Source organism: Streptomyces misionensis, assembly GCF_007896895.1.
Classification (GTDB): Bacteria; Actinomycetota; Actinomycetes; order Streptomycetales; family Streptomycetaceae; genus Streptomyces; species Streptomyces misionensis_A.
In genome coordinates this window covers 5,069-18,200 of sequence record NZ_VOGW01000163.1, presented here as the reverse complement: position 1 = coordinate 18,200, position 13,132 = coordinate 5,069, and the positions used below count along the sequence as shown (strand labels likewise).

Here is a 13,132-nt window from a genome sequence, read left to right as displayed (position 1 = left end):
TCGGCCACGACCCGGCGCGGGCGCGGGCGCTGGCGGCGGCGGTGGGGGTCCTGGACGCGATCGACCGGGGCCGGGGCGGGGCGGCCCCGGCGGCGTACGCCGACCCCTCGGCGCTGCTGCGGGACATCGGGGCGATCTCGGGGGCGTTGCGCCGGCGCCGGGAGGTGGCGGCGGTCCGGGGGCTCGCGCAGGCCAGGCCGGAGCCCGGTGTCCGGGTGCCCGAGTGACGGGTCCGGGAGGGCGCACCATGGGAGGCGTGGCTCTTGATTTCCAACTGGTGCTGCTGCGGCGGATGAGCGATCACAACCCCCTCCTGGTGGAGGAGGCCAGGCGGCGGCTCGGGGTGTCGGCCGCGGAGCTGCGGGAGACGAACAAGCGCTGGCAGGCGATGGTGCGGTCGCCGCGGTCGCGGTCCGCCGCCGCCCGCTACCGCTCGGTCCTCGGCGAGCCGGAGGCCGTGCTGCCGCGCAGGCTCGGCGACGTCGACTGCGAGGCCCGCCGCTGGGCCCTTCCCCTCTGGCCCGACCTGCGGTTCGAGGTGCTCGTCGGGCCCGACGGCGCCGTCTGGAACGAGTGGCTGGTCCGCGCGCCCGGCGCGCCCGCACCGCTCCTGCGCACCCTGGACGACCTCACCCCCTGGTCCTGCACCGTGGACGAGGCCGCCCGCGCCTTCCCGCCGGCCCGCCCGCTGGAGGGCACCGCCCCGACCCGCTGGGGCCTCGCCCTCACCGCGCCCGACCGCACCGGCGCACCGCGCGAGGTGGTCGCCGAGTTCACCTGGGGCCTGCTCCAGCGGACCGCCGTCGTGCGCTGACCACCAACCGCCCGGCTCAGTCGCCGAAGCCCGTGGCCCGGGTCCGCTCCTCCCACTCGGTCACGTCGGCGCGGACCTGGTCGAGATGGGCCAGCACCGCGCTCACCCCGTCGTCCCCGAGCGGCAGCCGCAGCGGTGTGCGGTCGGCCTCCAGCGCCGCGAGGACGAGGGCCGCGGCCTTGGCGGGGTCGCCGGGCTGGGCGCCGTCGCCCTGCGCCACGTTGCCGCGGGTCTCGCCCACCCTGGCGTACAGCCCGCTGTCGGTGCTGACCGCGGTGCGGCGGGTGTCGAAGAGGGAGGTGCGGAAGGCGCCCGGCTCCACGATCAGCACCTTGACGCCGTACTCCGCGACCTCGTCCGCGAGCGCCTCGGACATGCCCTCCAGCGCGAACTTGGTCGCGCTGTACGCCCCGAAGCCCGCGAAGGACAGCTGGCCGCCCATGCTGCTCATCTGCACGATCGCTCCCGAGCGCCGCTCCCGCATGGCCGGCAGCACCGCCCGCACCAGCGCCGCGGGCCCGAAGAAGTGCAGGTCGAACAGGTCCCGCAGCTCCTGGTCGCCGGTCTCCTCGACGGCCCCGACGTGGGCGCGGCCCGCGTTGTTGACCAGCACGTCGATCCGGCCGTACCGGGCCAGCACGTCCGCCACGGCCGCCTGTGCCGAGGCGATGTCGGTCACGTCCAGGCGCAGCGCCTCCACCTGGTCGGGGTGCGCGGCGACCAGGTCGTCCAGGGCCTCGGGGCGGCGGGCCGCGCCGACCACCACGTCACCGGCGGCGACGGCCGCCTCGGTGATCGTCCGCCCGAACCCGCTGCTCGCCCCGGTCACGAGCCATACCTTGTTCATGTCCGCTCCCCTGCGGCCCGGGGGCGGCCCGGCGGCCGCCCCTCGACGCGCATCAGCTTCGCGCCGGGCCCCGTTGCCCGTCCAAGACCTCTGGTGATAACCCATGGCTATGACACCCGATGTGCACGCGCGGGACCTGCGGTACTTCGTCGCCGTCGCCGAGGAACTGCACTTCACGCGCGCGGCCGAGCGGCTGTACGTCTCCCAGCCCGCGCTGAGCAAGCAGATCCGGGCGCTGGAGCGGCAGTTGGGGGCCGAGCTGCTGCGGCGGAACCGGCACGGGGTGGCGCTGACGGCCGCGGGTGAGGCGCTGCTGCCGCACGCGCGGGCGGTGCTGGCCGCGTGGGCGGCGGGCGCGGACGCCCTGGAGGCGGCCAAGGCGGCCCAGCGGGCCACGCTCACCGTGGGGATGAGCACCAGTCCGGGCCGGGGCGGGCTGCTGCCGGCCATCCGCTCCCGCTTCACCGCCGCGCACCCCGAGGTCACCGTCCGGCTGCGCCAGTCGAGCTGGGAGGACCCGACGGCGGGGCTCGCGGGCGGGAGCGCGGACGCCGCGTTCGTCTGGCTGCCGCTGCCGGACGAGGAGCGGTACGACTTTGTCGTCGTCGCGCGGGAGGCCCGGCTGGTGGCCCTGCCACAGGAGCACCCGCTCGCCGCCCGCGCCGAGCTGGACTTCGCGGAGCTGTTGGACGAGCCGTTCCTCGCCCTGCCGCCCGGCGCGGGGGTGCTGCGCGACCACTGGCTCGCCCTGGACGCCCGGGCGGGCCGGCCCGCGCGGATCGGCGCCGAGGTCGCCGGGGCGGAGGAGACGTACGAGGCGCTGGTCGCGGGGCTCGGGATCTGTCTGGTCGCGGCGGGCAACGCGCCGCTGATCAGCCTGGGCGGGGTGGTCACCCGCCCGGTCCGGGGCGTGGGCCCCAGCCGGTACGCGCTGGCGTGGCGGCGCGAGGCCGGACAGCGCCCGCTGGTCCGGGCGTACGCGGAGGCGTGCCGCGAGACGGTCGGCCGTTAGACCGGGGCCTCTGCCTCGGCCAGGATCGCCGTCGCCACGTGCGGCACCGAGTCCGGGTGGAGGAAGAGGAAGAGGTTCGGCTCCACCAGTTCCAGTTCCATCAGGAGGGGCGCGCCGTCCGGGCCGTCGGCGAGGTCCACGCGGGCGTAGAGCAGCGGCGAGCGGGTGGGCACCGCCGCCAACGCCTTCTCGGCGACGGCGAGTTCGGCGTCCGTCGGCTGCCAGGGGGTGAGGCCGGGATGGGCGACCTTGTCGGCGTCGTACGGCGTCCCGGGCGTGAGCACGGCGGCCTTGCGGCTCGCGTGCAGCAGCCGGCCGCCGAAGAACTGGAGCGCCCGCTCCCCGGTGACGTCGATGCCCGCGAGATAGGGCTGCACCATCGCGGTGAAGCCCTCGGCGTGCATGCGGGCGAGCTGCCGCAGCGCCGTGTCGTGCTCGGCGGGGGTGTAGCGGGCGGCGAAGCGGGCGCCCGCGCCGGAGGTCGGTTTGATCACGTACTCGTGGCCGGACGGGAGGGCGGCGGGCTCGCCCGGCGCGATGTAGTCCGTGGGCACGGTGGGCACCCCGGCCGCGGCCAGGTCGCCCAGGTACCGCTTGTCGGTGTTCCACCGCACCACGTCGAGCGGGTTGGCGACCCGGGTCACCCGCCCCATCCGCTCCAGCCAGCGGGAGAACTCCGCGGCGCGCCAGCTGTAGTCCCAGGGCGAGCGGATGACGACCAGGTCGTACCCGGCCCAGTCCACGCCCGGGTCGTCCCAGAAGGGGGCGTCCGCCCGCGCGCCGGCGTCGTTCAGGGCCCGCACCAGCACCGGCAGATCGCGGTCCTTGCCCGGCCCGGCACCGGGGTCGTAGGTGGCGAGGGCTATGCGGGGCACGGCGGACTCCCTGTCGTACGGCGGTTCGAACACCGGCGAGGCTAACAAGCGGCCCGGAACCGTGACAGGGGGTTTGACCTTCACCTTCGGTGAAGCCCCAGCATCGGTGACGGACGACGAGAGGCGCGGATGCGATGGAACTGCTGACGATCGGGGCGTTCGCCAGGATGAGCCGGCTGTCGCCGAAGGCGCTGCGGCTCTACGACGAGCTGGCGCTGCTGCGGCCCGTCCGGGTCGACCCGGACACCGGCTACCGCTACTACGCCGCCGGCCAGTTGGGCCGGGCCCGGCTGGTGGCCTGGCTGCGGCGGCTCGGGATGCCGCTGGCCGCGATACGCGCCGTGTGCGCGCTGCCGCCGGCCGAGGCCGCGCGGGAGATCGGCGCGTACTGGGCGCGGGTCGAGGCGGAGACGGCCGTACGGCGGGACCTCGCCGCGTTCCTCGTCGCGGAGCTGACCGGCGAACCGGGAAGGGAACCCATGACCATGCTGGAACTTCGGCACTCGGCGCACACCGACCGCGGGCTGGTGCGCCCGGCCAACCAGGACACCGTGTACGCGGGCCGCAGACTGCTCGCCGTCGCCGACGGGTTCGGCCCGGCGGGCCGGTCCGCGAGCGGCGCGGCGGTGGCGGCGCTGCGCTTCCTGGACGAGGCGGAGGAGCCGCCCGCGGACGGGGTGCTGGGCGCCCTGGAGGACGCCGTGCGCCGCGCGGGCGAGGCGGTACGGGACCTGACGGGCGGCGCGAACGACGCCGGCACCACGCTGACCGCCCTGCTGTGGACCGGGTCCCGGCTGGCCCTCGCGCACATCGGGGACTCCCGGGCGTATCTGCTGCGCGGCGGCGGGCTGTACCGGTTCACCCGGGACCACCGCGTCGAGCCGCACTCGCTGCTGCTGCTCAAGGCCCTGACCGGCGACGCCGACCCGGTGCCGGACCTGCGCCTTCAGGAGCCGCTGCCGGGCGACCGGTACCTGCTGTGCTCGGACGGTCTGACGGAGGCGGTGCCCGACGCGCGGATCGGCGGGGCCGGGCGGGTGGCCGTGTGGGCCACGCCCGAGCTGGAGACCGCCGTCGCCGTGACCGGTGTGCTGCTCGCCGGGGCCGCCGCCGTGCCGCTCAACCCGAAGTCGGGCGAGAAGGAGCTGGCGCACATCGTCTCCGACAGCGCGCCCCGGACGGTGCTGGCCGCGCCGGGGGCCCGGCTGCCCGCCGCCCTGACGGGTCTGGAGCGCGTCGACGTGGACGCCGCCGCCGTCGCCCCGGTCCCGTCCGCCGGCGTGTCCGACGAGGACCCGGCGCTGATCGTCTACACCTCCGGCACCACCGGCCCGCCCAAGGGCGCCGTACTGCCCCGGCGGGCCCTCGCCGCGACGCTGGACGCGCTGGCGGAGGCCTGGCAGTGGACGGAGGCGGACGTGCTGGTGCACGGGCTGCCGCTGTTCCATGTGCACGGGCTGGTGATCGGTGTCCTCGGTCCGCTGCGGCGCGGCGGCTCGGTGCGGCACCTGGGCCGCTTCTCCACCGAGGGCGTGGCGCGGGAGCTGGCCGACGGCGCGACCATGCTCTTCGGGGTGCCGACGATGTACCACCGCATCGCCGAGGCCCTGCCGGGCGATCCGGAACTGGCCAAGGCGCTCGGCGGTGCCCGGCTGCTGGTCTCGGGCTCGGCCGCGCTGCCGGTCCACGACCACGAGCGGATCGCGGCGGCCACCGGGCGCCGGGTGATCGAGCGCTACGGCATGACCGAGACGCTGATGAACACCAGTGTGCGCGCCGACGGGGAGCCCCGCGCCGGGACGGTCGGGGTGCCGCTGCCGGGCGTGCGGCTGCGGCTGGTGGAGGAGGACGGCTCGGAGATCACCGCCCTGGACGGGGAGACCGTCGGGGAGATCCAGGTGCGCGGGCCGAACCTGTTCACCGAGTACCTGAACCGGCCGGACGCCACGGCCGCCGCGTTCACCGCCGACGGCTGGTTCCGCACCGGGGACATGGCGGTGCGCGAGAGCGACGGATATGTGCGGATCGTGGGGCGCAAGGCCACCGACCTGATCAAGAGCGGCGGTTACAAGATCGGGGCGGGCGAGATCGAGAACGCGCTGCTGGAGCACCCGGGGGTGCGGGAGGCGGCGGTCACCGGGGAGCCGGACGCCGATCTCGGGGAGCGGATCGTCGCCTGGATCGTGCCCGTCGATCCGCAGTCGCCGCCCGGCGCCGAGGAGTTGGCCGGGCATGTGGCCCGGCGGCTCGCCCCGCACAAGCGGCCCCGCGTCGTGCGCTACCTGGACGCGCTGCCCCGCAACGACATGGGCAAGATCATGAAGCGGGCGCTGACCGGTGCCTGACCGGCGGCGCTCCGCGCGCGAGCTGCTCGCCCTCGTCGCCGACGACGGCAGCTTCTGCGAACTCCCCGCCCCGATACGGGAGTCGGCCCCCGACGGGCCACTGCGCTGGCAGGGGTACGACGCGGCGCGCGCCCGCGCGGCCGAGCGCACCGGCGAGGAGGAGTCGGTCGTCTGCGGCACCGCGGCCGTGGCCGGGACCCGGGCCGTGCTGATCGCGTTCGAGTTCGGCTTCCTCGGCGGCTCGCTGGGCGAACGCACCGGGGACCGGCTGGCGGCGGCGTACACGTACGCCCGTGCACACCACATGCCCGTCGTGCCGTTGATCGCGACCGGGGGCAGCCGGATGCAGGAGGGCATGGTCGCGCTGACCCAGCTCCAGCGGGTGGCCCGGCAGTCGGCGCTCACCCGGGAGGCGGGCCAGGCCCAGATAGCGGTCCTGCGGGACCCGACCACCGGGGGCGGCTGGGCCACCCTCGGCGCCGGCGCGGACGTGATCCTCGCCCTGCCCGGCGCCCAGGTCGGCTTCGCCGGCTCCCGCGTCCGCCCGGCCGGCGCCGATCCCGCCGCCTACACGGCCGAGTCGCAGGTGGCGGTGGGATCGGCGGACGCGGTGGTGCGGCCGGAGGACCTGAAGGAGGAGCTGGGGACGTGGCTGCGGCTGCTGTCCCGCCCGGGCGAGGCCGTGCCGGCTCCCGTCCCGGCGGCTCTGGGCACCACCGGCCTCCCGGACACCGGCTGGGCGGCCGTGCGGCGCGCCCGCTCCCCCGAACGCCCCCGCGCCCACGCCTACCTGGACGCCTACTTCACCCGCCGGGCCCACATCGGCGGCGACCGGTGCGGCGGCACCGATCCCGAGGGGATGCTCTGCGGCTTCGGTGAACACGACGGCCGTACGGTCGCGTTCGCCGCGCAGACCGGGACGGCGACGCGGCCCGCCGGGTACCGGACGGCGGCCCGGCTGATCCGGCTGGCGGACCGGCTCGGCACACCGGTGCTGACCCTGGTGGACACGCCCGGTGCCGCGAGCGGCGCGGAGGCGGAGCGGCAGGGGGCGGGCGCGGCGATCGCCGAGGTGTTCGGGGCGGTGGCCGCCGCCCGGGTGCCGGTCACCACGCTGGTGATCGGCGAGGGCGGCTCCGGCGGGGCCCTGGCCCTGGCCGCTCCCGGCAACACCTGGGCCACGCCGGACAGTTACTTCTCGGTGATCGCCCCGGAGCTGGCGGCGGCCATCCTCAAACGCCCGCGGGAGGCCGTCGAGCCGACCGCCGACCAGCTCCGCCTGCGCCCGCAGGACCTGGTGGAGCTGGGGCTGGTCCGGGGCATCGTCCGGCCCGCCGCGGCAGGTGGGGCTACCGCACCCCCACCGCCCGGATGATCTCCTGGGTCACCGCACCCCCCTTGTCGTCGTGTGCCGACACCCGCAGCGAGACGGAGCCCGCCGTGCGCGGCACGTCCAGCGTGCCGCGCCATTCGGTGCCGGACCCGGTGAGCGGGACGGCGCGCCAGCTCGCGCCCTCGTCGTACGAGACCTCCAGCCGGCCCCCGCCGAGCGTCCCGGTGTCCGCCGCGCCCGCCACGTACCGCGCGCCCAGCGTGACCGGCAGCCGCCGCCCGGCCGGCACGGTGCCCGCGAGGTCCGTGTCGAGGCCGTAGGAGAGGTTGATCAGCGGCAGGCTGGTCCAGTGGTCGTCGGCCGTCCGCGCGGAGCGGAACGTCCATTCGGTGTGGCCCCCGGTCGCGAGTGCCCAGTGGGCCGGGTCGAGGGCGGTGTCGGTGACGACCTTGTAGGTGTGCTCGTCGGCCGGCGCGTCCCAGACGTAGGAGGTCGAGTCCTTGCGGCTGTCGGCCAGGACGCCGTCCAGGTACACCGAGGTGGTCTGGCTCATGCCGCTGTCGCCCCACACGTCGCCGAAGCCGGTGTGGTCGGGGCCGGAGTCGCCCCAGCCGGGGGTGTTCAACTGGATCTGGTCCCCGGCGCGTTGCTGGCCCCAGCCGAGACCGGTGCCGAGGTACGGGTGCCACACCGGCCCGAACCAGTTCAGCCGGGGGTTGCTGCCGCCGTCGTAGCGCACCAGCCCGCTGCGCTCCTCCAGGGCGCCCTCGCCCAGGGTGACGGACTCGTGCCACAGCTGGCCGGGGCCGGTGGAGACGTAGTCGGTGCGCCGGGCGGGCAGGTCGACGCTCTCCTGGAAGCCGATGCCGACGGGGAAGGCGTCGGTGATCGAGTAGCGGAACTCGCCGCCGCCCGTGGGCCGGGGGGCGTGGAAGGAGACCTGGAGGGCGGCGAGGTCACGGCCGGAGGGCGCGTAGGTGAGGTCGCGGTCCGGGATCGCGCCCCGGTGGCCGTCGGACAGGTCGTACACGTAGGGCGAGTTGCGGGTGCCGGTCATGTCGGCGTGCCGCGCGGCGCGCAGCCGGGCCGCGTCCGCCTGGTCCACGGTGGCGATCACCAGGGGGCGGTCGGCGTTGTCGTCGGTGCCCCACCAGTCCATCAGCCGGCCCGGCGCGTCGTCCGTGACGAACAGGGCCTTGGCGCCCGCGTCCTGGGCGGACTGGGCGAGGGCGGCCGGATCGGCGCCGTCGGCGAGCCGCGCCAGCACCGCCTTGCCGCGCGCGGACGCGGGCACCGGGCCGTCGCCGACGTCCGTGAGCGGCAGCTTCTGCCGGCCGTCGGTCAGCGTGCCGCCCGCCTGGACGGTCGCCTCGCCGATGCCCTTGACCTCCAGCCGGGGCTTGGCCAGCCGCCACACGGTGCGGTACTCGAAGCTGCCCCGGTTGACCTTCGGGGTGGGGGCGGCGAAGACGCTGTCGTAGGTGAGGGGCACCTGGACCGCGCCGGACAGGTCGGCGCCGCCGGCGGCCCGGTCGTACTCCATGAGGATCTGGTGGGTCTCGGTGCGGCGGGGCACCGAGGCCTTCACCTCCCTCAGCCTGGTGCCGTCCAGGGTGACTTCGGTGTCGTGGGTGAGGTCGACCTCGGGGGCGGCGAGGAAGCCGAGGCCGAGGGAGTCGGGGCCGTGGCTGCCGCGCACGTCGAGGAACGAGGTCAGCGCGTACGTGCCGGGCTTCAGGCGCAGCCGCAGGGTGCCGGAGTCGCCGACGTGGTCCGACTCGGGGTCCACGCCCTGCGCCAGCCGCTGCACGGTGAGGTCGGCGGCGGCCGGTGCGCCGGAGCGGTCCTTGACGTGGACGGTGAGCGTGTACCGCTCGTCCTCCTTGACCAGCCCGAACACGGTGTGCGCGCGCACGGCGCCGGTGTCGTCGGCGGCCACGATCTGCCCGCTGGTGGTGCCCACCGGCGCCTTGGCGGCGTCGCCGGTGACGGTGGTGGTGGCGGTGCCGTGGGCCGGGACGGTGAGTTCGGTGTCGGCCAGGGTGGCGACGCCGTCCGGGGCGCCCTGCGCCGACAGCCTCAGCGTGACGTCGTGGTCGCCGGAGTTGGTGTAGGTGAGCGTCCTGGTGACCGGCTTGTCGGCGTCGTAGGGCCAGCTGTGGAAGCCGAGGTCGGCGCTGCCGGTGGCGGTCACCGCGGCCCGGACGGCGTCCGGGACGCTCACCCGGCCGGCGCCCGCCGTGTAGGCGGAGACGTCCAGTCGCGCGGACGTGGACATCAGCGCGTCCTTGAGCCGGGCGCCGGTCCAGTCGGGGTGCTCCTGGGCGAGCAGGGCGGCCACCCCGGCGACGTGCGGGGTCGCCATGGACGTACCGCTCATGCTCGTGTAGTAGCCGCTGCCCTCGGTGAGCTGGGAGCGGGCGGCGAGGATGTCGACGCCGGGGGCGGACAGGTCGGGCTTGAGGGCGTTGTCGCCGTAGCGGGGGCCCGCGCTGGTGAAGTAGGCGGGCTGGTCGGCGAAGTCCACCGCGCCGACGGTGAGGGCGGCGTCCGCGGCGCCGGGCGAGCCGATGGAGGAGGGGGCGCCGGTGTTGCCCGCGGCGACGACGAAGAGCGCGCCGGTCTCCCGGGAGAGGTCGTCGACCGCCTGGGCCATCGGGTCGGTGCCGTCGCTCGCCTCGGTGGAGCCGAGGCTCATGGAGACGATCCGGGCGTGCACGTCCCGCGCGGCCCACTCCATCCCGGCGATGATCTGCGACTCGCTGCCCGTGCCCTGGTCGCCGAGCACCTTGCCGACGGCGAGCGTGGCGTCCGGGGCCACGCCCTTCTCCTTGCCGTCCGAGGCGGCGCCGCTGCCGCCGACGGTGGAGGTGACGTGGGTGCCGTGGCCGAGGTGGTCGGCGACGTCCTCGCCGTCGACGAAGCTCTTGGTCCGGCTCACCCGGCCGGCGAGGTCGGGATGGGTGAGGTCGGCGCCGGAGTCCAGCACGGCGACGGTGACGCCCTTGCCGGTCAGGCCCGCGTCCCAGGCGGCCTGCGTGCCGATCCGGGCGTTGCTCTCGGCCATGTCGGCGGTGACCCGCCCGTCCAGCCACACCTTCTCGACGCCGTCGCCGCGGGTGAACGACCGCCAGAAGGCGGGCCCCCTGCCCGCCTCGACGGCCGCCCCGCGCACGCTGGGCAGGTTCCGGGTGCGGGTGGTGCCGGCCGGGGCCGCGGCGGCGGTGCGGGTGTTCGCGCCGTAACGCACGATCAGCGGGAGCGACTTGGCCTCGGCGTCGGTGAGCCCCTGCCGGATCAGCGCGCTCACGTCGAACAGCCGCCGGTCGAGCCTTCCGGAGCGCAGGTACGGCAGTGCCTCGTCCGGTACGACGGTGAGGTCGCCGCCGCCGCGCTGGGTGCGCACCGCTCCGGTGGCGCCCGGGGGGCGCCGCACGGTGACGGTCTGCCTGCCCCGCCCGAGGTCGGTGACGGTCACCTCGTCGCCGGTGACGAGGGTGACGGTCCGCTGGTCCTGGTGCGCCGCCGGCGCCTTGGCCGGTCCGGCCGCCGCGGCGGCGCTCGCCCCGGGTGCCGGCAGTACGGCGAGCGCGAGCCCCGCCGACAGCAGGGCGGCCCAGCGTCTTACTGGTCCTGTGGTCATCCACGCCCTCTTCCACGTCGAAACTGCCGTTGCGTGCCGTGCGTCGAGTGCTGGGACGAGTGTGGTGCGGCCGGTGTGCCCGCACAGTGGCCCGGAAGTGGCGGGTTGTCACCCTGGCGGGTTCTCGCCACGAGCACCGGCCGGCCGCCACGCGGCAAAGAAGTGGGACGGCCCAAGCACGGTCCGTACCATGGGCTTTGTCCACAGGTCAGCGACAAGGGGGAGCGAGATCGGCGGCATGGACGGGTTGGTGGAGTTCACGACACAGGACGGCGCCCGCGTCGTGGTGGAGGGCGTCGGCACCCGGCCCGGCACCCGGCTGGTCTCGCGCGGCGACGGCGTGCTGCGGGCGGCGGGCACCTTCGAGGACGCGCTGGACGGGGTGCGGGCGGCGGCGGAGGCCGCGCTGCGGGTCTTCCGCGACGGCGCCCTGCGGCCCGACTCGGTGGAGATCGAGTTCGGCGTGAAGATGTCCGCGGAGGCCGGTGCGATCATCGCCAAGGGCTCGGCGGAGGGGCAGCTGACCGTCAAGCTCAGCTGGTCGCCCGGGGCGGCGCCGGCCGGCCCGGTGCCCGCCGTGCCGGGGCAGGCCGTGTCCGACACGGAGGCCGCCGACCGCCCATGAACAGTGCCGCCTGGCATGCCCGCATCCACTGCGGTCAGGAGGTGGGCGCGGGCTTCCTGGTCACCCCGCGCCGGGTGCTCACCTGCGCCCATGTCGTGCGCTGGAGCGACCAGGACCCGGTGACGGTGGCCTTCCCGCACGCCAGGGAGCTGGGCGAGCTGTCCGCGTCGGTCGTCGCGCACGGCGGCTGGGCGGGCGGCCCCACCGACCCGGGCGATCTGGCCGTGCTCGAACTGGAGCGGGAGGTGCCGCTCGCCCCGGCCCGCCTCGCGCCGCCGGACAGCGCGTACACGGAGCCGTACCCGAAGCTGGTCGCCTACGGCTTCCCGGTCGGCTACGACGAGGGCACGCTCGCCGAATACCGTGCCGTCTCGGGGCAGTTGATCGCGGGCGAGTGGCTGGAGCTGGTGTCCTGGCAGGGGCACGGTCAGCCGATCGAGGCCGGGTTCAGCGGGGCGGCGGCGACGCTGCCCGACGGCCGGGTGGTCGGCATGATCACCGCGGCCTCGGACGCGCCGGGGGTGCTCAAGGGCCGGATGCTGCCGCTGGACGTGCTGGCCCGGTACTGGCCGGAGCTGGGCTCGATGGTGCCCACGCCGGGCCATGACACCGAGGTGCTGCGGGAGTTGTACGCGCTGCTGGGGCGGGCCGCGGGGGCCGGCCGGGAGTGCGATCCCAACCGGATGTACGTGGACGCGGTGGGCGCCTTCGGGCCGCCGCTGCCCGAGGGCGGCTTCCGCACGCTCGGGGCGGCCGCCGCGTACGTGCAGTGGGAGGTGCCCGATCCGGCGGCGGTGGACCGGTTCGCCGGGCGGCTGCGGGAGCTGCTGGAGCCGGGCCCGCCGGCCCCGCCCGCGACGCCGCCCGTGACGGCGGCCTCCGTGGCCTGGGCGCCGGTCGTCGTGGAGATCGACCACAGCGGGGCCGGGCCCGACCTGGTGACCGTGGAGGTGTCGGCGTACCGCGACGGGCAGCGCCGCCCGGTGGGCACCCGCCGGCTGCCGCGCACCGGGGTGCGGGCGTACGTGCAGCGCCGCATCGACGAGGCCGTCGCCCATCTCGACCCGGACGCCGAGGAACTGGTGACGTTCGTGCTGCCGCGCGAGTGGCTCAACGAGGCGGTGGCGCACTGGGAGTGCGGCGCGGACGACAGCACGCCCCTGGGCTGCGCCTACCCCCTCGTGGTCACCGACCGCGCCCGGCACCGCAGCGGGCGGCTGCGGCGCCGGCTGCACAAGAAGTGGCAGAAGCTGGACGCCGGGCACCCGGTCGAGGTGCACCGCGTCGAGTGCGGCAGCCAGGAACGGCCGCCGAGCCTGCGCAAGCGGCTGTGGGACGGCGACGCCGGACTCGCCGGGTTCGCCCTCCCGCCCGCGGCCGCCCGGGAGCACTTCGAGGTGGGCCTCAACGTGCCGGTCCCGGTGCTGCTGTGGTCCCGCACGGGATGTCCGGCGGGGGTGCACGGAGAGCAGCCGGGCGCGGGGTGCGGGCACGGGGAACGGCCGGCCCGGAGCGAGCAGGGGGAACCGCGGCCGGCCGGTGCCGGCCGGCCGCACGCCACCGTCCTCGCCGAGGCCCCCTCCCTCTGCCCCGGCCCCGCCTTCCTCCACCAGCTGTCCGCCCCCGTCGCCGGCGTAC

General features: G+C 76.1%; 9 protein-coding genes and 2 pseudogenes. 8 read left to right on the top strand and 3 right to left on the bottom strand.

The features are described from left to right. Together FRZ03_RS39340 and FRZ03_RS27080 are read left to right on the top strand one after the other, a co-directional pair. A pseudogene (locus FRZ03_RS39340) lies at window positions 1–227 on the top strand (hypothetical protein); the annotation flags it as partial. A 20-nt stretch (window positions 228–247) separates the two neighbouring features. Beyond that, entirely contained in the window at window positions 248–814 is a 567-nt protein-coding gene (locus FRZ03_RS27080) for a hypothetical protein (RefSeq protein WP_146467764.1), read from the top strand. A gap of 16 nt (window positions 815–830) precedes the next feature. Here the strand turns inward: FRZ03_RS27080 and FRZ03_RS27075 are convergent, their stop codons facing one another. Then, window positions 831–1,661: an SDR family NAD(P)-dependent oxidoreductase gene (locus FRZ03_RS27075; RefSeq protein WP_146467754.1), complete on the bottom strand. Its 831-nt coding sequence runs from the start codon at window positions 1,659–1,661 to the stop codon at window positions 831–833. Window positions 1,662–1,764: 103 nt separating this feature from the next. On the opposite strand from FRZ03_RS27075, the gene FRZ03_RS27070 reads away from it, so the two are divergent. Then, on the top strand, window positions 1,765–2,673 hold the full coding sequence (locus FRZ03_RS27070) for a LysR family transcriptional regulator (protein ID WP_146467753.1): 909 nt from the start codon (window positions 1,765–1,767) through the stop codon (window positions 2,671–2,673). Here FRZ03_RS27070 and FRZ03_RS27065 read toward each other — a convergent pair. Then, the gene (locus FRZ03_RS27065) at window positions 2,670–3,548 is read right to left on the bottom strand and encodes an ATP-grasp domain-containing protein (RefSeq protein WP_146467752.1); all 879 of its coding nucleotides are present in this window, start codon (window positions 3,546–3,548) and stop codon (window positions 2,670–2,672) included. The two genes, FRZ03_RS27070 and FRZ03_RS27065, sit on opposite strands and share 4 nt — an antisense overlap. Window positions 3,549–3,682: 134 nt before the next feature. On the opposite strand from FRZ03_RS27065, the pseudogene FRZ03_RS40570 reads away from it, so the two are divergent. The 3 genes and pseudogenes from FRZ03_RS40570 to FRZ03_RS27055 form a co-directional block, all read left to right on the top strand. Next, window positions 3,683–3,883, top strand: a pseudogene (locus FRZ03_RS40570) (MerR family transcriptional regulator); the annotation flags it as partial. Beyond that, the gene (locus FRZ03_RS27060; RefSeq protein WP_315902668.1) at window positions 3,866–5,893 is read left to right on the top strand and encodes an AMP-binding protein; all 2,028 of its coding nucleotides are present in this window, start codon (window positions 3,866–3,868) and stop codon (window positions 5,891–5,893) included. The pseudogene FRZ03_RS40570 and the gene FRZ03_RS27060, both read left to right, overlap by 18 nt. Beyond that, entirely contained in the window at window positions 5,886–7,268 is a 1,383-nt protein-coding gene (locus FRZ03_RS27055; protein ID WP_186785633.1) for a carboxyl transferase domain-containing protein, read from the top strand. The genes FRZ03_RS27060 and FRZ03_RS27055 overlap by 8 nt, the downstream gene beginning before the upstream one ends. Here the strand turns inward: FRZ03_RS27055 and FRZ03_RS27050 are convergent. Then, window positions 7,243–10,869 (bottom strand): S8 family serine peptidase, encoded by a 3,627-nt coding sequence (locus FRZ03_RS27050; protein ID WP_146467750.1) that lies wholly within the window; start codon window positions 10,867–10,869, stop codon window positions 7,243–7,245. The two genes, FRZ03_RS27055 and FRZ03_RS27050, sit on opposite strands and share 26 nt — an antisense overlap. Before the next feature lie 238 nt (window positions 10,870–11,107). Here FRZ03_RS27050 and FRZ03_RS27045 point away from each other — a divergent pair, with 238 nt between their 5' ends. Both FRZ03_RS27045 and FRZ03_RS27040 read left to right on the top strand, forming a co-directional pair. Beyond that, entirely contained in the window at window positions 11,108–11,494 is a 387-nt protein-coding gene (locus tag FRZ03_RS27045; protein ID WP_222443414.1) for a CU044_2847 family protein, read from the top strand. Then, a partial coding sequence (locus FRZ03_RS27040) for a VMAP-C domain-containing protein (RefSeq protein ID WP_222443413.1) occupies window positions 11,491–13,132 on the top strand: 1,642 nt, incomplete at its 3' end. The genes FRZ03_RS27045 and FRZ03_RS27040, both read left to right, overlap by 4 nt.